Below are 21,559 nucleotides of genomic sequence, written 5' to 3'. Positions count from 1 at the left end.
TCCATCGACCGAATTTTACCATTAAGTAATCTAGGATGACGTCCAAATGTCGCCTCCAACGGCAATTTGACTTTGGCCTTATTCCGACCAATTCCACTAAAGTCAATTGGGGACCAAGCCCATTCACGTCAACAATATTCCTATCTCTACGTCGTGGCGGGACAGCACCCCCCTCTGGCCTACCGGCCATCTCCCCCGCAAAGGCGGAAATTGGCAGTTCACGCGTTCCGCCAGCCTTCAACCGATGGAGATTAGCGAAGGCCGAGGCGACATCCGATCTCCCCCCTTGCGGGGGAGATGGCCGGCAGGCCAGAGGGGGGTGGGGCGGAGCGCAAACGGAGCAGTCTCGCTGCCTTGCAACAGTCGACGCTATTCTCCCCCTCCCGCATCGACCACGAATCCGCGTATAGTACCCCCATGCCCATTCGCCAGCTTTCCGAAACGATGATCAACCAGATCGCCGCCGGCGAAGTCATCGAGCGTCCGGCAAGCGTGGTCAAGGAACTGGTCGAGAACGCACTCGATGCCGGCGCAGCCAGAATAGAGATCGTCACCGCCGGCGGTGGGCTGAACCTGATCCGCGTCACCGACGACGGCTCGGGCATCCCGGAAAAGGAACTGCCGCTGGCGATCGCACGCCATTGCACCTCGAAGCTCGCCGATGACATTCACGACATCCGCTCGCTCGGCTTTCGCGGCGAAGCGCTGCCGTCGATCGGCTCGGTGGCGCGGCTGTCGATCCGCTCGCGCACCGCCAACGGCGACAGCGCCGCCGAGATCGGCATCGAGGGCGGCCGCGTGTCTGCCGTCAAGCCGGCGGCCGCCAATCGCGGCACCACGGTCGAGGTGCGCGACCTGTTCTTCGCCACGCCGGCGCGGCTCAAATTCATGAAGGGCGAGCGCGCCGAAAGCTCGGCGACCAGCGACGTGATCAAGCGTATCGCGATCGCTTTCCCGGCCGTGCGCTTCACGCTGACCGGTTCCGACCGCTCGACGCTGGAGCTGCCGGCGACCGACGACGGCCCGGAAGGCCGGCTGCGCCGCGTCGCGCAAGTGATGGGCGCCGACTTTCCGGCCAACGCGATCGCCATCGACGCCATGCGCGACGGTGTGCATCTTGCTGGCCACGTTTCGATACCATCCTTCAGCCGCGCCAACGCGCTGCAGCAATATGCCTATGTCAACGGCCGGCCGGTGCGCGACAAGCTGATTGCCGGCGCCATCCGCGGCGCCTTCGCCGACGTGCTGCCGCGCGACCGCCATGCGGTGACGGTGCTGTTCCTGACGCTCGATCCGGCCATCGTCGACGTCAATGTCCACCCGGCCAAGGCCGACGTCCGCTTCCGCGATCCGGGGCTGGTGCGCGGGCTGATCGTCGGCGCCATTCGCGAGGCGCTGGCCAATGCCGGCATCCGTGCCGCCACATCAGGAGCGGCCGGCATGATGGCGGCATTCCGGCCAGGCGCAGCATCCTATGCGCATCCAGGACCGGCCAACGGCCATCGCAGCTACGAAGCGGCCTACCGGGCCTCCGGCTTTGCCGGTTTCGATCCGGCCCGCTCGCCGCAACGGCCGCTGGATGCAGGATTTGCCAGTGGCGGCTTCGGCGAAAACGATCAGGCGGTGTTCGATGCCGGTTCGCTTCACAGCGCCGACGCACGCGCCGGACAAGACGAAGCGGCGGAGACGCTGCTCGGCATGGCGCTGGGTGCCGCACGCGCGCAAGTACACGAGAACTACATCGTCGCGCAGACCAGGGATTCGCTTGTTATCGTCGACCAGCATGCGGCACATGAGCGGCTGGTCTACGAGGCACTGAAGAACGCATTGCATTCGCGCGCCGTGCCGTCGCAGATGCTGCTTTTGCCCGAGATCGTCGATCTGCCGGAAGAGGATGCAGAGCGGCTCGCCTTGCATTCCGAAACACTGGCCCGCTTCGGCCTCGCCGTCGAGCGCTTCGGCCCGGGTGCGGTCGCGGTGCGCGAGACGCCGTCGATGCTCGGCGAAACCAATGTCCAGCAGCTGGTGCGCGACCTTGCCGACGAGATCGCCGACAACGACACCGTCGACACGCTGAAAGAGCGGCTGGACAAAATAGCCGCGACCATGGCCTGCCACGGCTCCGTGCGTTCCGGCCGCTTGCTCAAGCCGGAAGAGATGAACGCGCTGCTGCGCCAGATGGAGGCGACGCCCGGGTCCGGCACCTGCAACCACGGCCGCCCGACCTATATCGAGCTCAGGCTCGCCGACATTGAGAGGCTGTTCGGGCGGCGGTGAAGAACGCGCAGGGCGCAGCCCCCACCCGGACCCTCGGTCCGACCTCCCCACAAGGGGGAGGTAGGGAGCCTGGCTGCGGACGCCTCGCGAGGAACTTACCCTCTCCCTTGTGGGGCGGGTCGCTGCAAAGCAGCGGGGTGGGGTCGAGTCAAGAAGCAGCCCCAAACCTCTGATTCACCGCTTCAAATTCACCACGATCACGCCGCCGAGCGCCAGGGCGCCACCGAGGATGCCGAGCAGCGTCGGCACCTCGCCCAGCCAAAAGAAGCCGATCAGCGTCGCCACCGGCGAAACCAGATAAAGGAAATTCGAGGCGCGCGCCGCCGGTAGCCGGGAAAGTGCGGTTGCCCAGGCAGCGTAGGCGATGAGGCTTGGCACGATGCCGAGAAAGATGACGGCGCCGAGACCGGCGGTATCGGCAACTGCCGCCTGCGCCAGGCCGTTCGGCAGGAAGGGCAGCAGGCAGAGCGCGCCGAGCACCATGTTCGAGGCCGAAATGGTCAGCGGATGATGGCGGGCAAACAGCGGCTTTTGCACGATGGTGTTGACCGCCGAGCACAGCGCCGAGCCGAGGACCAGCAGCGCGCCATTGTTGAAATGCAACCCTTGCCCCTCGCCCATGGCGATGATGCCGATGCCGGCGAAGGACAGGAATGTTCCGGCCCAGGCCAAGCCCGAGAAACGTTCGCCAAGCAGCGCCATCGCCATGATCGCGGTGAAGATTGGGCTGACATTGATGATGAAGCCGGCAGCACCAGCCGAAACGGTCAGCTCGCCGAAATTGAGCATCGCCGTGTACAGCGCAACGAAGACGGCGCCGCCGAAGGCAAAGCGCCACAATTCATCGAGCCGGGGCAGCGCCGGCCGCTTGACGGCGAGGAAGATCGCCGCCGGCACCGCCGCGATGGCGAAGCGCAGCGCGCCGAGCTCCAGCGGCCCGAAAGCGACGAGCCCGGCGCGGATCGCCGGGAAGGCCGAGGCCCAGCCGACCACCGTCAGGGCCACCGCAATGGCCGCCGTGGTATCTATCCGCTGTGTCGTATTCAACGTGCCGGTACAGGCGTTCATTTCATTATTCCCGCGTTTCATGTCCTCAAACATACAAAGCGCCTTTCCCGATCGGTTGACAAACGACCAAATCGAGGGCCAGCTGTGACTATGGATCACAGCTCAGACGCGATGCTGCCGCTCGAAACCCTGCGCGCCTTCGACGCCGCGGCACGAACGGGCAGCTTTTCGGCCGCTGCCGAAAAGCTCAATCTCACCCATGGCGCCGTCAGCCGGCAGATCGCCAAGCTCGAGGATTGGCTCGGGCTGAAAGTGTTCGATCGCGGCGCGCGTGGAGTCTCGCTGACCATCGAAGGCAACCGGCTGCATCTGCGCACCACTGAGGCCTTCGCGCTGATATCGAGCAATTCGGACCGCTGGATCGGACCGCGCGGCACCGCCGTGGTGCGGCTGACCTCGATTCCCTCGGTCAGCGGGCTGTGGCTGATGCCGCGCATGGCGGCGCTGGAAAACAATCCGTCCAGGCTGCGCATCGTGCTCGACGTCGATATCCGCCAGGCAGACCTTGCCGACGAGGGCATCGATCTGTCGATCCGCTGCGGCCGCGGCCGCATCCCCGGCCGCGTCTCGGTGCAGCTGTTCGAGGAACATGTGTTTCCGGTCGCCTCGCCGGACCTCGCCCGCGAGATCGGCCGCGGCGACCCTGCCCGGCTGCTCAAATTCCCGCTGATCAACGATTCCGACGCCTCGGCCTGGCGTGCCTGGTTTGCCGCACAGGACATCGACTATCGCCCACGTCCGCAGGACCGCCGTTTCGAGGACTACAATCTGGTGCTCGGCGCCGCAGCCCATGGTCTCGGCATCGCGCTGGCGCGGCCGCCGATGACCGAGGATCAACTGAAGTCTGGCCGTATCATCGCCGCCGACGACCGCGTCGTCCTCAGTCCGATATCCTACTGGCTCGACCGGCCGATCGGGCGCCCGCGCGCCGCCGCAGCCGAGCTTGCCCGGCGCATCGCGGCCCAGGCCGGACTGGCGGCGGAAAAGATCGAGGATTTCATCGCAGCCGAGCAGTAAGATGCGGGGCATCCATTTGCCGGCCTGCTCGGCTGGTTGCCGTCCGAAACGAAGCTGACGAAGCCAATCTTGCCTCGCTCCGAGCTTGACCTTGCCGGCATTTTGTGGCGATGACATCGTCATGAACCTTGGCTGCATGTCATGATGAATCGCTTTGAAGGCCCCGGCGGCAAGGAAGCCCGTATCCGCTACCTGGACGGCGACTTCCAGGTGACCAGCCCCGGCGCCTTCGTGCGCTGCGCGGTCACTGGCGAAAACATCCCGCTCGATGAGCTCAAATACTGGAGTGTCGCCAGGCAGGAGCCCTATGTGAGTGCCGCGGCCTCGCTGCGCCGCGAGATCGAGGCACATCCCGAACTGCGCAGCCGGCGTTAGTCGAATAAAAGACTTTCTGTAGCGATCCTTCGCGCCCCCCTCTGCCCTGCCCTCTTTGCCAAAAGTTGGCATCTCCCCCACTTGGGGGGAGATCGGCAGCTTTAGCGCCCTCTCATCCTGCGACGTTGATGATTGGCCAAAGCCGGGGTGACGGCCAATCTCCCTCCTTGTGGGGGAGATGTCCGGCAGGACGGAGGGGGCGCTGTCCCGCCAGCGTCAAACAGCTCTCCCAACGGCGCAACGCTCCAAGGTCACCCCTGCAGCTTGCGCTGCCGCCAGGCATCCAGCGTCTCGACGATGATGCGTTCGGGCACGTGGTCGGGATCGAACACGGTGTCGATCTCCAGCACATCGAGTTGTCCGAGGAAATCGGCCGATGCGGCATCATGGCGCAGCCGGGCGGCGTCCTTGGCGGTGGTGATGAGGCCAAGTCCGGCACCTCGCGCTGTCGTCGCCAGTTCGGCAAGCTCGTCCTTGCCATAGAAATGATGGTCCGGAAACGACCGGGTCAGCGCAACCTCGCCGCCGGCATGACGGACCGTGTCGAAGAATTTCTCGGGATGGCCGATGCCGGCAAAGGCCAGATATCGCTTGCCGGCCAGCCCCACCTTGCTGCTTGGCCGCGTATGCGCCTCGAAGATCGGTCGGCCGGCACGCGCCGCCTGGCGAACGACGGCATCGGCAGCAAGGCCCTCGCCCATCTTCAAGAGCGCGCTGGTGAAAACCAGTTGGTCGACGATACCAGCCCTGAGCGGACCGCCAGGAATGACGCGGCCGTTGCCGATGCCGTAGCGTGCGTCGACGACAACCAGCGCATAGTCGATGTGGATGCGCGCGCTCTGGAAACCGTCATCCATGATCAGGAAATCACAGCCGTGCTTTTCCAGCAGGAGGCGGGCGCCGGCGGCACGGTTCGGCGTCACTGCAACCGGCGCGTGCGCAGCCAAAAGCAGCGGCTCATCGCCGACATGCTTGGCTGCGTCATGATGCGGATCGACGACATGCGGCCGCGCGAAGGAACCGCCATGGCCGCGCGACAGGAAACCTGGATTGAGCTGCATGCGCCTGGCTTCCCGGGCCAGTGCGATCGCCACCGGCGTCTTGCCGGTGCCGCCGACTGTGAAGTTGCCGACGCAAAGCACCGGCGCCTCGACCTTTTCGCGCGCCGCCGAGCGCATGCGGCGGCCGGCAACCAGCGCATAGACCGCCGACAGCGGCGCCAGCGCCAGCGCCCGCCAGTCCGGCTCTTCCCACCAGAAGGGGGGCGCTTCGCTGGCCATCTCAACGGCCGCTGGCGCCCTTGAGGCGCGATTTGACGACCAAAGGCTGAATGTAGGGTTCGAGCGACTTCAAGGTGAGCGCCAGCGCGCCGCGCATCTCGTCGACAGTCGCCGCACCCGCCGCCATCATCTCGTGGCGAGCCACCTCGTTGGTCAAAAGGAAATTGACGGCACCGGCCAGCATGTCGCGGTCGCGCACCAGCTTGGCGCCGCCGCTGTTGAGCAGGCGCTGATAGGTTTCGCGAAAATTCTGGACGTTGCGGCCGGCCAGCACCGCCGTGTCGAGCATGGCCGGCTCCAGCGGGTTCTGGCCACCCTCCGAGGTGAGCGAACGGCCAACAAAGGCGATCTCTGTCAGCCGGAGATAAAGCCCCATCTCGCCCATCGTGTCGCCGAGCAGAATGTCCGTATCGGCGATGATCCGGTCGCCCTTGCTGCGCCGCGCGAGTTTCAGGCCCATGCCGGAGATCTGCGCGGCAAGCGCTTCGGCGCGATCGGGATGGCGCGGCACGACGATCGTCAAAAGACCGTGGTGACGCTTGTGCAGCATCGCGTGAACCTCGGCGGCGACCACCTCCTCGCCGTCATGGGTCGAGATCGCCGCCCAGGTCGGGCGGGCGCCGATCTGGCGCTTCAGCATGTACAGCGCCCTTTCATCGGCCGGCGGCGGCGAGGTGTCGACCTTGAGATTGCCGGATACGGTGACCGGCCGGGCGCCGAGCGAGAGGAAGCGCTCGCCGTCGACATCCGACTGGGCGACAACATGGGCGAGGTTCTCGAACAGCGCCTCGGCGATGTTGGCGCGCTTCTTCCAGGATTTGTACGAACGGTCCGACAGCCTGCCATTGACCAGCACCTGCGGCACACGGCGTGCGCCGAGCTCGAGGATGGTCATCGGCCAGATCTCCGATTCGGCGATGATCGCCAGATCCGGCCGCCAATGGTCGAGGAAGCGGCTGACCGCCGGCTTGAGGTCGAGCGGCACGTATTGGTGGATGATGCGGTCGCCGAGCCGTTCCTCGGCAACCTGAGCGGAGGTGACGGTCCCCGTCGTCAGCACGATGTTGACGCCGTAGTCGAGGATGCTCTCGACCAGCGGCACGACGGCGATCGTCTCGCCGACGCTCGCCGCATGAATCCAGATGAGCGGCCCGTCGGGGCGCTCGCGCCCGGCGATGCCATAGCGTTCGCGCCGGCGAATTCGGTCCTCCTTGCCTCTGGAGGTGCGCCAGGCGACATAGGGCCCGACCAGGGGATAGGCGGCTGCGCCTGCGAAACGATACGCCGTCAGGAAAGTGCGCGCCCAGCGCTCGCTCATTTTGAGCCATCCACGAGGCGGTAGGCGTCGGCGGTCGCGGCGTTGAGCGCGGCCGTGACCTCCTGGCGCTTGCGTTCCATTTCAGCCTCGTCCGCATTGGCCGAAACGAACACCGGTGCTCCAAGCACGATCGAGGAGCGGCCGAACGGCAGATTGATCGTGGTCTTGTCCCAGCTGCGCTCCAGCACCTTGCGACGGCTGGTAGCGATGGCAACGGGCAGAATCGCGCGACCCGAGAGCCGCGCCAGGAGAACGATGCCAAGCCCCGCGTCGCGCGGCGTGCCATGGGGAATGTCAGCGATCATGGCAACGTTCTTGCCGGTGGCGAGTGACTTTTTCAGGGCAATCAACGCTTTGGCGCCGCCCTTGTCGCGACGCTTCGAGCTTTCGCGTCCGCCCGAGCCGCGCACCGCCTCGATGCCGAACTTCTCGATCACCAGTGCGTTGAGCTCGGCATCGGCGCTACGCGACACCATGGCGACCACCGGCCGTCCGCCGGGATAGTAGGCCGGTGTCAGAAGATGCTGGCCATGCCACAGCGCGATGATGATCGGTTCGAACTGGGAGTAGGCGCCGCCCGACATCTCAGCCGATCCGTCGACAACACGGTTGGTCAGGCGGACAAGGCGAACGAACTGCGCAAACAGGCTGGCGATGGCGTTCTTGACGAATCGCGATTGCGCCAGCGGTTCGCGTATTTTGCGCCAGAATGTCTTCGGGGTACCACCGCGACGCCGCCTTGCCGCGGACCTCGTGGCCGGCCCTTTCACGCCTTCATGATCCATCCATGTCAACCGGCAGGCTTGTTGTCGGGGTCGAGCAACCGGTGCAGGTGAACGACGAAATAACGCATGTGGGCATTGTCCACGCTGGCTTGGGCCTTGGCTTTCCACGCCGTTTGCGCGGATTGATAATCCGGATAGATGCCGACGATGTCGAGCGCGTCGAGATCACGGAATTCTGTCCCGCCAAGCGTCTTCAGTTCGCCGCCGAACACCAGGTGCAAAAGCTGCTTCTTTCCGTCTTCCGCGGTCATGTCGGTCCTTCACATATCGTGAGTTTGTGACAGGTCTAGACCAAAGCCGCCGACTTTGGAACCATGATGATACGTTCAACCGTCCAGCTCTGCGATGATGGCGGAGAGCACGGCGAGCAGTTCGCCGCTGCCGGCGACCAGCGCGCCGTGCTGGATCACTTCACCGGCATAGCGCGGTGCGCGGCCCTTCTGGTCGAGCAATGCGCCGCCGGCCTCGCGCAGGATGAGATCCGCCGCGGCGATGTCCCAGTCATGTGCATTGGGTTTGACGAAGGTCGCGTCGAGCCTGCCATTGGCGACCATCGCCAGCCGGTAGGCGAGCGAGGGAATATAGGGCACGCGGCTCAGCCGGCCCTGCCATTCCGCCGGCATCAAAGCGATCAACGGCTTCGGCCCGCCAATTTCGACCATCGCTGCCGGGCGGCGCACGGCAATACGACGGCCATTAAGGAACGCCCCCTCACCGGGCAGCCCCGAATAGGTCTCCTCCGTGGCGGGACATTCGAGCACGCCGGCAAGCGTGCGACCGTCCTCGACCACCGCGACGCTGACGCACCAGGAGCGTAGGCCTTCGAGGAAGCCGCGCGTGCCGTCGATCGGATCGACGACGAAGGTGCGGCGGGCGGCAAGCCTTGCCGGATCGTCGGCCGTTTCCTCCGACAGCCAGCCATAATCCGGCCGCGCTGCAAGCAAGGTTTGGCGCAGATAGGCGTCGGCGGCATGATCGGCCTCGCTCACCGGCGAGGTGCCGCCCTTCATCCACACTTGCGGATTGTTGCCGAAATAGCGCATGGCAATGGCGCCCGCCTCGCGAGCAGCGTCGCGCAGCAGCGGCAGATCCTCGCGAGCTCCGGCGGAGGCGACCTGGTCAAGCTCCGGCAAGGGTCATGCCTTCGATCAGCAGCGTTGGTGCCGCGGTGCCGAAATTGCGATCGAGATCGCTCGCCGGAAGCATGTTGAGGAACATGGTCTTCAGGTTCGAGGCAATGGTCACTTCCGCAACCGGATAGGCGAGTTCGCCATTCTCGATCCAGAAGCCGGAAGCGCCGCGGCTGTACTCGCCAGTCACCATGTCGACGCCCTGGCCGAACACTTCGGTGACGTAAAAGCCTGATTTGAGCGACTTGATGAGGTCCTCGGGCGTCCGCTCGCCCGGCTCGATGGCAAGATTGGTCGATGACGGCGAGACGGAGGAGCCGCTGCGCGAGCCGCGCCCGTTGGTGGTCAGCCCCAATTCCCGCGCGACTGAGGTCGACAGGAACCAGTGGTTCAAAACGCCCTTCTCAACCATGAGCAGCTTTTCGCCCTCGATGCCTTCGCCGTCGAACGGACGCGACGCCTGGCCACGGAGCCGGAGCGGCTCGTCGGTGACGGTGATCGCGGCCGCCGCCACCTGCTTGCCCATCATGTCGCGCAGAAAGCTGGTCTTGCGCGCGACGGAGGCGCCATTGATGGCGCCGGCGAGATGGCCGGCGATGCCGCGGGCGACGCGCGGGTCGAACACCACATCGACCGGCCCGGTCGCCGCCTTGCGCGCGCCGACGCGCCGCGCGGCGCGTTCGCCGGCCTTGCGGCCGATGTCTTCGGGTGCGTCGAGATCGGAGAAATGTTGGCGCGAGGAGAATTCATAATCGCGCTCCATGCCGGTGCCCTCGCCGGCGATGACGCTGGTCGAGCGCGAAAAGCGCGAGGCGACATAGTGGCCGACAAAGCCGTGCGAGGTGGCGAGCACCAGCCCGCCAAGCCCGGCGCTGGCGCCGCTGCCGGCCGAATTGGTAACGCCCTTGACGGCAAGGGCCGCCGCTTCCGCGGCGAGCGCCGCTTCCTTCAACTGGTCGGCCGAGACTTCCGTCGGATCGAGCAGATCGAGGTCGCGCGGCTTGTTGACCAGCAGGGCCGGATCGGCGAGGCCCTGATAGGGATCTTCCGGCGAGACTTTCGCCATCGCCACGGCGCGCTCGGCTAGCGCTTTCGGGTCGGAGGCAGCGGTTGCCGAGACGCTCGCCACCCGCTTGCCGACGAAGACGCGTAGCGAGACATCCTCGCTCTCGGACGCCTCGGTGCCCTCGACCTTGCCAAGCCGCACCGACACGCCGGTCGAACGGCCGCGCACCGCAACCGCGTCGGCGGCATCGGCGCCGGCCCGTTTGGCAGCCTCGACCAGGGCCGCGACCCGGTCGGTCAATTTCGCTGAGTCCAGCGTATCGGTCATGCGCATAGTCCTGTTTTTCCGCCTGACATAGGGGCGGCCGCTCCGCACCATCTATTGTTCTGATGTGTCTTGTGCAATGGCAGAAGTGGCAAGCGGGGTAGATCGGCCAGCAGACACCCGGTTTTGGGCGGCATGATCGAAGCGGGTCCTCAAAAGTTGCTTCGCGGCGGTTTGGGACTTCGATTGCGGTAACGCCTATGGTCCTTTCCACGCATGATCGGCACCTGCCCGAAACCGCTAAATTTAGCGATTTCTTATGTGTACTTGGAACTTTGTAGCTTGCGTTCCATTTTCAACGGCATGCGAGACTCTGTGATGCAAAGCATCAGGACTGCGGTGAACGTGTCGCCGCCGCGGTACTCGCTGGTCCTTCCCATTTACAATGAAGAACAGGTGCTGCCGCGACTGATCGAGCGGATCAACTCGCTGATCTGCCGGCTGGACGGCGAGACTGAGGCGATCTTCATCGATGACGGAAGCCTCGATGGGAGCGTCGAATACCTTCGCAACGTCGTCGCCGTCGAGCCGCGCTTCCGACTGATCGAGCTTTCCCGCAATTTCGGCCATCAGGTCGCGATCACGGCCGGCATGGATGCGGCTGCGGGTGATGCCGTCATCGTCATGGATGCCGACCTGCAAGACCCGCCGGAGGTGGTCCTCGATCTGGTGGCGAAATGGAAGGAAGGCTTCGAGATCGTCTATGCCCGCCGTGTCAAGCGTGAGGGCGAATCCTGGTTCAAGCGCATTACGGCGAGTCTCTTCTACCGCCTGCTGGAGAAGATGACGTCGGTCGACATCCCCCGCGACGTCGGCGATTTTCGCCTGGTCGGGCGCAAGGCTCTGGAAACCTTCAAGCAAATGCCCGAACACGACCGTTTCGTCAGGGGCATGTTCGCCTGGATGGGGTTCAAGCAGACGGCGGTGTCTTTCGAACGCCCGGCGCGGACCCTTGGCCAAACCAAATACCCATTCTGGAAGATGCTGCACCTTGCCGTTCACGGCATCGTCAGCTTCTCCGAGAAGCCGCTGCGCATGGCGCTGTGGGGCGGCTTGGCGATCTCCGCGCTTGCGGTGATGTTCGGTACTTACGCCATCTTCGCCTGGATTTTTGAAACCGGCATCATCGCCGGCTGGACATCCACGGTGGTGATCGTCTCGCTTCTTTGCGGCATCAATCTTTTCATGACCGGCGTGGTCGGGCTCTATGTCGGCGGCATCCATGCCGAGGTGAAACGCCGTCCGCTTTACGTGATCGATCGGGTCGCCGGCTTCGACAAGGCGATGCGTGCCGCCAGTGACAGCCGTCGACCGTTTCGAAAACCCAGGAACGGAGCCTCGGCTGATGGCCGAACTCTTCGACAGCTATAAATCGAATTATGGCGAGGCGGTCGCGGGATCCATCCGGTTTTCCGGACTCGGGCACGACTTTTTTCTGATCGCCAAGGCCGACCTGCTGCGGCGTCTCGTCGTCGAGCGCGGGCTTCGACAGGGCGGGGTGCGGGCGCTGGATATCGGCTGCGGCGTCGGGTCGCTCCACCCTTACCTCAAAGGCGCGTTCGAGAGCCTGGATGGCTGCGACGTCTCGGAACAATCGATCCTGCGCGCCGGCCAGGACAATCCGTGTGTGACATACAGGGCCTGCACGACGCCGTGCCTGCCTTACGGCGACGGCGCGTTCGATCTGGCTTTCGCCAGTTGCGTCGTCCATCACGTTCCGCCCGCCTCGTGGCTCGATTTCTTCCGGGAAATGCGGCGCGTCGTGCGGCCGGGCGGCGTCGCCTGCATCATCGAGCATAACCCCTATAATCCGCTGACGCGTCTTGCGGTGTTGCGGTGTCCGTTCGACCAGGACGCCGTCCTGCTCGACGCCGCCAAGGCAAGGTCCCTTTTTCAGGAGACGGGTTTTCAGGATATCCGATCCGAGCACTTCCTGCTGCTGCCGTCGGCCAGGTCCTTCGCCAGACGACTCGAGCGCCTGCTCGCGCCTCTGCCGCTCGGGGCCCAGTATGCGAGCAGCGCGCATGTCTGAGGACCGTTCGACTGCCGGCGCCGGGCTGAAGCTGCTGGCGCGCTTCGGGTTGGTCGGCATCGCCGCGACAATCCTGTATGCTGCCTTGGCTATCGGTTTGGTCGAATCGAAATGGATCGGCTTTTCGCCAGTCCAGGCGTCGCTCGCGGCTTACGCGGCGGCTGCCGTGTTTTCGTATTTCGCCCATAAATCAGTGACCTTCATGTCGAATGGATCGCATCGATCGGAAGCTGCGCGTTTTCTCCTGCTGACGGCGACAGGCTTTGCCGTGGCTTACGCGGCGCCGACTCTTTTGACGACGAAACTGGGCCTGCCGCCGATCATTGCCATTCTGGTTACATGCCTGCTTGTTCCGGCGGTCAATCTTCTCATGCTCGACCGATGGGTTTTTGCGCAGCGAGGACCCGGCGAGCACGGCGACCCCCCACCTGATCCATGGCCTTCTGACTAGTCGGCCTCAGCCGAGGGCCTGGCTGGCCAGGGCAAAGATGCGTACGTTCGTTACCTACGGGCTCAAGCGCGATCTGGACCGTTTGGTGACCGCTCCGGCCGATGCGGTCGCCGCCGCCGCACCCTCTTCCGGCATCCAATACACACAGGCTCCGCCGTCCGAACCGGCGGCGCCAGGGGCGCCCGCGGCGAATATGCCGCTCCACGCATTGAACAAATGGACGGTCCTGGTCGTCATTGCCTGTTTCTCTCGCGTTACCAGCGCCATGGCACGCGCGTTCCTGTGCCCCTGCTCCTGGCCTGTCGCCAGAGCATATCCGCGACCGTCAGATCCTGCAGTGCGAGCCCGGTCATGTCGAAGACTGTGATGTCGGCGGCATCGCGCGTGAACGGCATTTTTCCGGTCAGAAGATCGCCGATTTCGGTCGCCCGGCAGCCGGTGTCCCACTGGCCTTCGCCGATAGCGGCCGATTGCTCGCAGTCGTCGGCAAAGAGCCGTACCCGGCGCAGCAGGCCGTCGGGTAGTTCTCGCTTGCCTTGCGTATCGGCACCCACGGCGTTGATGTGCGTACCGGGCCGCACCGCGTCTGGCGGAAACAGCGGCCCGCTGCCGGGGGTCGCGGTGATAATGATATCGCTCGAGCCGACGGCTTTGGCGGTTTGGCTCGTATGGGCCGGCGCGAAATCCTCGAACGCCGCCTCGAACGCCGCGTCGGGGCGGCCGTCCGCCGTCAGGTAATGGATGGTGTCCAGACGAGGCATCGCACGCAGTGCCAGGCGCAGCTGGATCCGGCCCTGGGTGCCGGTGCCGAAAACGCAGATCGACCGACTTTCGCGGCGGGCCAGCAGGGTCAGGCCAATGGCGCCAGCCGCCCCTGTGCGCAAGGTGGTGATGGCGTTGCCGTCGATGATGCACAAGGGGCGCCCGGTGTGCGGGTCGAAAAGCACGATGGTCGCCTGATGCGGCTCCTTGCCGATCTCGCGGTTGGCTGGCCAGAAGCCCGCCGCCTTGAAGCCCAGAAGATCGGCTTTCGGCACGTCGCCCGACTTGATACCGAAAATGCCGCCGGTATGCAGCTTCTCGCGCACAAGCGGAAAGACCCTGCCTTCGCGCGCACTGTGAAGCTCGAAGGAGCGTCGCACGGCATCGAGGACGGCATCCGGCTCCAACAGCGGCGCGACCTGATCGCCCGCAAGCAGCACTAGCTGCGACTCGTCTGCGATTACGGACATGACATCTCCCCCGGCTTTCCCTCATTCTAGCCAGCGGCTCTCAGGGGAAGACAGCGGTGTTGGCCAACGAACGGCATTTCCTACGGCTTGTCGCCCGTCATTCGGGCGAATGTTGCGCCAAGCTTGCATCGAATGCGTTCGCCGGCTCGCGCAAACAAATATCCTCGCAGACAAGCCAGCCCATCGGCCAAGCCACCATCGGCAACCGTAGAAGGCGACCCGCAATGCCCCTCAAAATCCCGACATTCGACGATGTCCTGACCGCCGCGGCGCGCCTCGCCGGACTGGCCCACCGGACGCCGGTGCTGACCTCGCGCACCTTCAACGAGCTGACCGGCGCCGAGGTGTTCTTCAAGTGCGAGAACTTCCAGCGTGGCGGCGCGTTCAAGTTCCGCGGCGCCATGAATGCGCTTCTGGCCCTGGATATGTCGGCGCGGGCGCGCGGCGTGGTGGCCTATTCTTCGGGCAATCATGCGCAGGCGCTGGCCTATGCGGCCGCGATCGAGGGCGTGAAGGCAGTCATCATCATGCCCAGCGATGCGCCCGAGCTGAAAGTGCGTGCCACCCGCGGCTATGGCGCCGAAGTGATATTCTACGACCGCTACAGCGAGAACCGCGAAGAGATTGGCGGCAGGATCGCCGCCGAGCGGGGAGCCGCGCTCATTCCACCCTACGACCACCCCGATGTGATTGCCGGGCAAGGCACGGCGACACTTGAACTTATCCAGGAGGCCGGCTCTCTCGATGCCCTTTATGTCTGCCTTGGCGGTGGCGGCCTGCTCGCCGGCGCCGCACTGGCGGCGGCGGAATGCGCGCCTGCCTGCAGGGTCGTCGGGGTTGAACCGGAAGCCGGCAATGACGGTCAGCAATCGCTCGCCCGGGGTGAGATCGTCACCATCGAGGTGCCGAAATCCATCGCCGATGGCGCGGTCGTCACCCATCTGGGCGCGCATAATTTTCCTGTCATCCGCGACAAGGTTGCCGCCATCACCACGGTCAGCGACGACGCGCTCATCGAAATGATGCATTTTTTCGCCGAGCGCATGAAAATCGTGGTCGAACCCACCGGCTGTCTTGCAGCGGCGGCGGTTCGCAGTGAATCGCAAAGCCTGCGCGGCCAGCGCATCGGTGTCATCGTTAGTGGCGGCAATGTGGATCTCACCCGCTTCGCCAACTTGATCACGGCGGCCGCAGACAAAACGCCTCCCGAGCAGGCCATGGCGCGCCCCGGGCCGGAGACCTTTCGCTAAAGCGCGCTCAGGCGCAGTTGGTACCGTGCGGTCCTGTACTGGTCGCCAGCGCACGGCAATGCTCGCGCGTGATGAAACGCATGGACTGCAGGACGTTGAGCGTGATCTCAAATGACATCCAGCCGGAACGACACCAGCTTGATGGAGCGCTTGTAGATGCTGCTGGCGGCCGGCGTTGGCGGGATGCCGTCGAGATAATCGAAGGCGATTTCGAGTGTATCGGCCTCGGCGAGAGCCGCCGGTGGAACGACGAACGAGACCGTTCGTGGTTCTTTGCCAGACAGCGTCTCCGCATGCACCCGAACACCGTTCACCGAGATCACAACCCTTTGCGTGATCTGCGGTGGACGAATGACGGCGGCCATTTGCAGCGTGGCCGTCAGGCTGTCGCGGAGCGGCGGTATCTTCACGCGAAGCCGCGAGGTCTCGCCTAGGGAATGGGTGCCGTCGCCTGCCGACCCCGACCAGCCGCAGACCTTTATGCTGGCTGCCCGTTTGGCGCCGTCGCTCCGGAACGATACCGTCTGGCCAAGTGTGTAGCTGCCGGTCGCATCGCGATTGAGGCAGGTCGTCGTCCGATCGATGTAATAGGCGCGATAATCGGCGTTGACGTTCGGATTGAGAGCAAGCGCAAGGATGACGATCTCGGACCCGGCCAGAACCGCCGCGAGCGCGTAGCCACCGAGCCAGGCAGCGCGCCGACCCGGGGCCGGAACGTCAGACCAGGGCAAGGTAGCCTCCGATCCACGCCACAGTCATCAAATAACAGGCGCCAAGGAAGAGAACCAAAGCCGCGAGCCAAATCAGCCTCGACGCCGACAACAGGACGGCGAGCAACATCGTCAGAGGCGCAAGCCCAGTCACATATCTGACCATCGAGGCCAGGTTGGTGATCAGCGGCAGGATGATGCAGAGCGCGCAGAACAGGGCCGCGCCATATTGCCTGCGAGCCGCCAGACCGGCCGACAGCGCCAGTCCAGCGATCGCGGCGAGCGCGCTCCATTGCGGCGCCGTGGGCAGCCAGCCCGTCTTCGGAACAACGGAGAGCCCGTCCCATAGAAAAACCAGCGGATTGCCGGCCACCCGTCCGAACGCGCGCTGGATGTGCAAGAACGCAAAGCCGTCTCCGACGGTGAGGTACAGGAACAGGATGTAAGCGAACAAACCAGCGGGCGAGATAAAGATAGCGACCAGCAGATCCGGTCGGCCAAGTAGCCAGCGTGGGAAAGACAGTGCCGATCCGCCCTGCAGGCGGTGCTCCCTGAACATTTGAAAGACGATCGCAAATACGACGAGGACCCCGACCAGCCTCGTCGCAGACAGCAGAGCGGATGAAACCCCCGCGGCGAGATAGCTGGAGCGTTTGAGCGCCAGAAAGACGCACGAAGTCAGGAGCACGAAAAGCGGTTCGCTCAGGAAGGTCGTGAAGTGAAAGGAGAACGGGCCACTGAGCAGAAACGCGCAATACAGCACATAGGCGCGCATGTTCTTCTCGAGCAGCGGCCACGCCACCAGACAGGCGGCGTAGCTGCACGCAATCGAGGTGATCGTCGCGATCAGTATCGTAGGAAAAGGGAAAACTGACCGGATCCCTGCCACCAGCATCGGATAGAGCGGGAAGAAGCCCCAGCGACCGACATTGCTGTGGTCTGGAATGGGAAAGCGCTCATAACCCTGTTCGCTGATGCCAATGTACCAGGCGCAATCCCACCGGCACAGCGCGCGGGCATAGCCCGCAAAACCTGTTTCCTCCGACACCGAAGCAAAAGCCGCATAGCGAATGGCCAGCCCGCTGAGCACGAACAGCAACGGCACCGCTGCGACGGTCAGGACCATGGCGCGAACGCCAGCGCTCGGACGCGCGACATCTTCGAGCGCCAACTCTGCCTCCACCCATTCGAGTGGCTGGCGCCACTCTCCCCTCTAAAATTAGCGCCGCCGGGGCAAATTCAAGACATCCCTTTCGTCGCCGGCATCATCTTCGTCCCCCGGATCACGAGTCTCTCAGCCAGACCAGCATCTCGCCTGGATCGCGGTTGTCCCAGGCAAAATACGGCACGGCGGTGATTTTTGCTTCTTCAACCGCCGGCGGCTCGACGCGATAGAGGCCGTTGTCCCAGTCTTCAAACGCCTCTTTCCTGGCAACAGCCGAAAGCGTCACGACACCGCCCAAAAGGTTCGGCTCCTCACGCGCCGCGATCTGTGTCGTCCGTGGCAAGGCGATGCGGTGCAGCTGGCCGGCATTGTCGGTCTCCTCGACGCAATAGATCAGCGGACCGCGGGCAAGCGCGACGCGGCCGATATCCTGCCGCACCTGCGGATTGGCATAGAGCCGGTCGATGGCCATTTCGAGTTCGAGCTCGACCTGGTCGTCCTTGCGCCATTCGCGCCGGATCCCGGCATAGCCGTCGCTGGTGACCGCCTGCAGATCGACCGCCTCCCCGTTCACCTTGAGCGCCGCCTTGCGGCACCAGGCCGGCAGGCGCAGGTGCAAGGTAAATGTCGTCGGCGCCTCGGGCTCGATCGTGATCGAGACCGCGCCGTCCCATGGATAGTTGCTGGTCTGGCGCAGCTCCATTTGCGTTCCTGCGATATCGAAACGAGCCGTGCTGTTTCCATAGAGGTGGACCGCCAATGCATCGTCCGACAGGCCATAAAAGTAGCTGCCGATCGAGGCGACCATGCGGCCGATATTGGGCGGACAGCACGGGCAGCGATGCCATTTCCAGCGGTTGTGCCTGCCCCGGCTTTCCAGCGGATTTTCATAGAAGAACAGCGAGCCATCGAGCGACAGGCCCGAAATCGAGCCGTTGTAGAGAGCCCGCTCCATCATGTCGGCGTAACGCGCATTGGGGCGCATGCCGAGCATGCGGCTCGCCCAGAACACCAGTCCGACCGACGCGCAAGTCTCGGCATAGGCGGTTTCGTTGGGCAGGTCGTAGTCTGATGTAAAGCCCTCATTGTGCGACGACGGTCCAAGGCCGCCGGTGATGTAGAGGTTCTTGGTGGTGAGATCGTCCCACAGCCGATCGAGCGCCAGCCGCAGCGTGTCGTCGCCATATTCGGTCGCGATATCGGCCATGCCGGAATAGAGATACATCGCCCTCACCGCATGGCCGACCACCTTGTCCTGCTCGCGCACCGGCTTGTGCGACTGGCTGTATTCGTAGGTCTTGAAATGATAGGCTTTTGGGTCGGCGCCGCGGGCACGCGCCTCCTCGTCGAAATAATGCGGCTGCTGGCCGCGCTGGTCGATGAAGTATTTTGCCAGGTCCATGTACTTCTGCTCGCCGGTGACCCGCGCGAGCTTGACCAGTGCCAGCTCGATCTCCTCATGGCCGCAATAGCCTTTCTTCTTGCCGGGCTCGGGACCGAAGGTCTCGGCGATATGGTCGGCATAGCGGCACATGATGTCGAGCAGCTTGCGTTTTCCCGTCGCCTGGTAGTAGGCGACCGCGCCCTCGATCAGATGGCCGGCGCAGTAGAGCTCGTGGCAATCGCGCAGATTGGTCCAGCGCAAGCCCGGCTGGATGCGCTGGTACCAGCTCGACAGATAGCCGTCGGGCTGCTGCAGTCTGCCATACATGTCGATGACGGCGTCGATCTTCTTCTCCAGCGCGTCGTTGCGGCGGCGGTACAGCGAGTAGGCGGCGGTCTCGATGGTCTTGCCCCAGTCAGAGTCCCAGAACATCTGGGTCGTCACCGTCGAGCCGGTGAACTCGTTGCCGGCGGTGGCGGCCTCGTCCGGCGAGGGGGAGTGGAACGGAATGACGACGCCCGGAGATGGCCGGTCCGGATCGATCTGCTCGAGCATGCGCGCCTCGACGCAGCGGTCGTAGAGGATGCTGGCGGTCCTGGTGGCGACGGCATCGACACGGTCGCCCCAGAAGCCGCGCACATCGACCTGCGGCACCGGCAGCGGGCGGAAGGCGCGTTTTGGCTTGTCCAGTTCGGCAGCCGGCTTGGCGGATTGCGATGCGGTCATCAACTTACTCCGGTTCGGTTCGATTGGTCACTTCACGGCCCCTGCCATGAGGCCGCGGATGTAGAAGCGCTGCAGCAACAGGAACAGCACCAGGCATGGCACCATCATCACGGTGACGCCGGCCTGCACCGCGCCCCAGTCGATGGCGCCGAAGCGGCCCGACTGCAGCGCCGTCATCATGATCGGCAGCGTGAATTTGGACTGGTCGGTCATGAGCACCAGTGCTGCCAAAAACTCGTTCCAGGCGCCGAGGAACGCGAACAGCGCGATGGTGACGATGCCCGGCCAGACCAGCGGCAGCATCACCCGCAGCAGCATGGTGACGTTGTTGGCGCCGTCCATGCGCGCCGCCTCCTCGATCTCGCGTGGCACCGCGTCGAAGGCGTTGCGCATCATGAAGATCGAGAACGGCAGCTGCAGCGTGACATAGACGCAGACCAGCCCGGTCAGCGTGTTGTGCAGGCCGATCTTGGTCAGCACCAGGAAGATCGGCGTCAGGATCGACTGGAACGGGATCATGATCGTCGACAGGATGAGGACGAAGAGCAGGTTCTTCAGCGGAAAGCGGAAGCGCGAGAAGCCGTAGCCGGCCAGCACGCTGACGATCACCGACAGCACCACCGTCATGACCGAGACATAGATGCTGTTTTGCGCCGGCAGCCACAGGCCGTCGCCGAAGGTGTTGAGCGTGGCGTAGTTCTCGACCGAAAAACCGGTCGTCGGCCAGGGCGGCAGCGGCGGCTGCCGCGATTCCTGCGCCGGCTTGAACGCCGAAAGCACGGTCCAGACGATCGGCGCCAGGAACAGCAGCGAGGCGACGATGCCCGTTGCGTGCTCGGCAATCTGCATGCCGATCCGGCGTTTGCGGCTCCGTGCCTGCGCCATCAGTCAACGCCCTCCGGTTGGCGCAGCAGCCGCAGCTGGATCACGCTGAGCGCGACCAGGATGACCAGCAGGACCATCGACAGGGCCGCGCCGTAGCCGAGCTTAAAGGACACGAACGACTGGTTGAAAATCCAGTAGACGGCGGTCAGCGTCTGGTTGCGCGGTCCGCCGCGCAGGATGATGTAGAACTGGTCGAAGGCGAGCACCGAGCCGGCAACCGACAGGATCAGCGCCAGCGCCAGCGTGCGGCGCATCAGCGGCAGGGTGATGGCGCGAAACCGCGCCAGCGGCCCTGCCCCGTCGATCATCGCCGCCTCCTGCAGATCCGGCGGGATCGATTGCAGGCCGGTCATCAGGATGATCATGGTAAAACCCGCCACCTTCCAGACGACCATGGCGATGATCGACCAGAACGCCGGCTGGAACGTCGCCAGCAGATTAACCTTCCTTTCGGTCAGGCCGAGTTCGAAGGCGGCCGGGCTGAACAGGCCGGAATCGACATTGAGCAGCCACGACCACAGCAGGCTGGCCGAGGCGAAACCGATGACGGCCGGCATGAAGAACGACGTCCGGTAGAAGCCGGTCAGCGGCCGCGGCCTTTCGATGAACAGCGCCAGCGGAAAGGCGACGACGAAGATCGCGATGGTGACGATCACCGTATAGTAGCCGGTGAATTTGAGCGCGTTCCAGAACCTGGTATCGCGCAGGATCGCCCAGTAATTGTCGAGGCCAATGAACGAGTGCGCGCCCATCAGCGGCCAATTGTGCAGCGACATCCACGCGGTCATGCAAAGCGGGATGATGAAGAAAACGACGACCAGGGCGACGGCCGGCGCGACATAAAGCAGACCGATCCACTGCCGGCGGCCGGCGCCGACCAGTTTGCGGCGGCGGGCGGTCATGCCTTTCCTTCTCCCCTTGTGGGAGAAGGTGGATCGGCGCCTAGCGCCGAGACGGATGAGGGGTGTTGGACGGAGTGCTGTCGGAGCCAAGCTGGAGCACCCCTCATCCGTCGCCTTCGGCGACACCATCTCCCACAAGGGGAGAAGGGGGAGCCAACGGCCCGACAAGGCTTGGGTTCCTCGCCCCCCCCAGAGGCGGGGGAGAGGTGGGGGGGGGGGGGGGGGGGAGGGGGGGGTTGGTT

General features: G+C 64.5%; 20 protein-coding genes. 7 read left to right on the top strand and 13 right to left on the bottom strand.

Going from position 1 to position 21,559, the window contains the following annotated elements; translation table 11 throughout:
• The first annotated feature begins 417 nt into the window (after positions 1–417).
• Entirely contained in the window at positions 418–2,277 is a 1,860-nt protein-coding gene (mutL, locus tag AC0L16_RS28725; RefSeq protein ID WP_473624747.1) for a DNA mismatch repair endonuclease MutL, read from the top strand.
• Between the two features lie 174 nt (positions 2,278–2,451).
• Here the strand turns inward: mutL and AC0L16_RS28720 are convergent, their stop codons facing one another.
• Complete coding sequence (locus tag AC0L16_RS28720) at positions 2,452–3,345, bottom strand: DMT family transporter (protein ID WP_473624746.1); 894 nt, start codon at positions 3,343–3,345, stop codon at positions 2,452–2,454.
• Positions 3,346–3,435: 90 nt separating this feature from the next.
• On the opposite strand from AC0L16_RS28720, the gene AC0L16_RS28715 reads away from it, so the two are divergent.
• Together AC0L16_RS28715 and AC0L16_RS28710 are read left to right on the top strand one after the other, a co-directional pair.
• Positions 3,436–4,362 carry a LysR substrate-binding domain-containing protein gene (locus AC0L16_RS28715; RefSeq protein ID WP_473624744.1) on the top strand — a complete coding sequence of 309 codons (927 nt, stop codon included), beginning with the start codon at positions 3,436–3,438 and terminating at the stop codon, positions 4,360–4,362.
• A gap of 141 nt (positions 4,363–4,503) precedes the next feature.
• Positions 4,504–4,737, top strand: a complete 234-nt coding sequence (locus tag AC0L16_RS28710; RefSeq protein ID WP_473624743.1) for a DUF2093 domain-containing protein — start codon at positions 4,504–4,506, stop codon at positions 4,735–4,737.
• 251 nt (positions 4,738–4,988) lie between these two features.
• Here AC0L16_RS28710 and lpxK read toward each other — a convergent pair whose 3' ends face one another.
• The 6 genes from lpxK to AC0L16_RS28680 all read right to left on the bottom strand — a co-directional run bounded on the left by lpxK (position 4,989) and on the right by AC0L16_RS28680 (position 10,583).
• Entirely contained in the window at positions 4,989–6,017 is a 1,029-nt protein-coding gene (lpxK, locus tag AC0L16_RS28705; protein ID WP_473624741.1) for a tetraacyldisaccharide 4'-kinase, read from the bottom strand.
• Position 6,018: 1 nt separating this feature from the next.
• Entirely contained in the window at positions 6,019–7,335 is a 1,317-nt protein-coding gene (gene waaA / locus AC0L16_RS28700) for a lipid IV(A) 3-deoxy-D-manno-octulosonic acid transferase (protein ID WP_473624739.1), read from the bottom strand.
• Entirely contained in the window at positions 7,332–8,120 is a 789-nt protein-coding gene (locus tag AC0L16_RS28695) for a lysophospholipid acyltransferase family protein (protein WP_473624737.1), read from the bottom strand. Before AC0L16_RS28695 ends, waaA begins: the two co-directional genes overlap by 4 nt.
• A gap of 5 nt (positions 8,121–8,125) precedes the next feature.
• The gene (locus AC0L16_RS28690) at positions 8,126–8,371 is read right to left on the bottom strand and encodes a DUF4170 domain-containing protein (protein ID WP_027153864.1); all 246 of its coding nucleotides are present in this window, start codon (positions 8,369–8,371) and stop codon (positions 8,126–8,128) included.
• Positions 8,372–8,446: 75 nt separating this feature from the next.
• Positions 8,447–9,253, bottom strand: coding sequence for a 3'(2'),5'-bisphosphate nucleotidase CysQ (locus AC0L16_RS28685; RefSeq protein WP_473624735.1), 807 nt, complete (start codon positions 9,251–9,253; stop codon positions 8,447–8,449).
• A complete protein-coding gene (locus AC0L16_RS28680) occupies positions 9,240–10,583 on the bottom strand; it encodes a TldD/PmbA family protein (protein ID WP_473624734.1) in 1,344 nt (447 codons plus the stop codon). The genes AC0L16_RS28685 and AC0L16_RS28680 overlap by 14 nt, the downstream gene beginning before the upstream one ends.
• Before the next feature lie 315 nt (positions 10,584–10,898).
• Here AC0L16_RS28680 and AC0L16_RS28675 point away from each other — a divergent pair, with 315 nt between their 5' ends.
• Genes AC0L16_RS28675 through AC0L16_RS28665 form a run of 3 tightly spaced genes read left to right on the top strand, consistent with a single transcriptional unit; the run spans position 10,899 to position 13,063 of the window.
• Positions 10,899–11,951, top strand: coding sequence for a glycosyltransferase family 2 protein (locus AC0L16_RS28675; protein WP_473624733.1), 1,053 nt, complete (start codon positions 10,899–10,901; stop codon positions 11,949–11,951).
• Positions 11,926–12,612 carry a class I SAM-dependent methyltransferase gene (locus AC0L16_RS28670; protein ID WP_473624731.1) on the top strand — a complete coding sequence of 229 codons (687 nt, stop codon included), beginning with the start codon at positions 11,926–11,928 and terminating at the stop codon, positions 12,610–12,612. The genes AC0L16_RS28675 and AC0L16_RS28670 overlap by 26 nt, the downstream gene beginning before the upstream one ends.
• A 49-nt stretch (positions 12,613–12,661) precedes the next feature.
• Positions 12,662–13,063, top strand: a complete 402-nt coding sequence (locus AC0L16_RS28665; protein ID WP_473624730.1) for a GtrA family protein — start codon at positions 12,662–12,664, stop codon at positions 13,061–13,063.
• Positions 13,064–13,317: 254 nt separating this feature from the next.
• Here AC0L16_RS28665 and AC0L16_RS28660 read toward each other — a convergent pair whose 3' ends face one another.
• A complete protein-coding gene (locus AC0L16_RS28660; RefSeq protein WP_473624729.1) occupies positions 13,318–14,295 on the bottom strand; it encodes an ornithine cyclodeaminase family protein in 978 nt (325 codons plus the stop codon).
• A 224-nt stretch (positions 14,296–14,519) separates the two neighbouring features.
• On the opposite strand from AC0L16_RS28660, the gene AC0L16_RS28655 reads away from it, so the two are divergent.
• A complete protein-coding gene (locus tag AC0L16_RS28655; RefSeq protein WP_473624727.1) occupies positions 14,520–15,545 on the top strand; it encodes a threo-3-hydroxy-L-aspartate ammonia-lyase in 1,026 nt (341 codons plus the stop codon).
• A 107-nt stretch (positions 15,546–15,652) separates the two neighbouring features.
• Here the strand turns inward: AC0L16_RS28655 and AC0L16_RS28650 are convergent, their stop codons facing one another.
• The 5 genes from AC0L16_RS28650 to AC0L16_RS28630 form a co-directional block, all read right to left on the bottom strand.
• Complete coding sequence (locus tag AC0L16_RS28650) at positions 15,653–16,276, bottom strand: hypothetical protein (RefSeq protein WP_473624726.1); 624 nt, start codon at positions 16,274–16,276, stop codon at positions 15,653–15,655.
• Positions 16,263–17,426 carry a hypothetical protein gene (locus tag AC0L16_RS28645; protein WP_473624724.1) on the bottom strand — a complete coding sequence of 388 codons (1,164 nt, stop codon included), beginning with the start codon at positions 17,424–17,426 and terminating at the stop codon, positions 16,263–16,265. Before AC0L16_RS28645 ends, AC0L16_RS28650 begins: the two co-directional genes overlap by 14 nt.
• A gap of 112 nt (positions 17,427–17,538) precedes the next feature.
• Entirely contained in the window at positions 17,539–19,530 is a 1,992-nt protein-coding gene (locus AC0L16_RS28640) for a glycoside hydrolase family 127 protein (RefSeq protein ID WP_473624723.1), read from the bottom strand.
• Positions 19,531–19,557: 27 nt separating this feature from the next.
• The gene (locus AC0L16_RS28635; RefSeq protein WP_027153854.1) at positions 19,558–20,415 is read right to left on the bottom strand and encodes a carbohydrate ABC transporter permease; all 858 of its coding nucleotides are present in this window, start codon (positions 20,413–20,415) and stop codon (positions 19,558–19,560) included.
• Entirely contained in the window at positions 20,415–21,317 is a 903-nt protein-coding gene (locus tag AC0L16_RS28630) for a carbohydrate ABC transporter permease (RefSeq protein WP_473624721.1), read from the bottom strand. The genes AC0L16_RS28635 and AC0L16_RS28630 overlap by 1 nt, the downstream gene beginning before the upstream one ends.
• Between the last annotated feature and the right edge of the window lie 242 nt (positions 21,318–21,559).

Source organism: Mesorhizobium sp. WSM4848 (assembly GCF_055811375.1).
The sequence above is the reverse complement of the archived record's forward strand: the minus strand, read 5'-3'. Positions and strand labels throughout refer to the sequence as shown.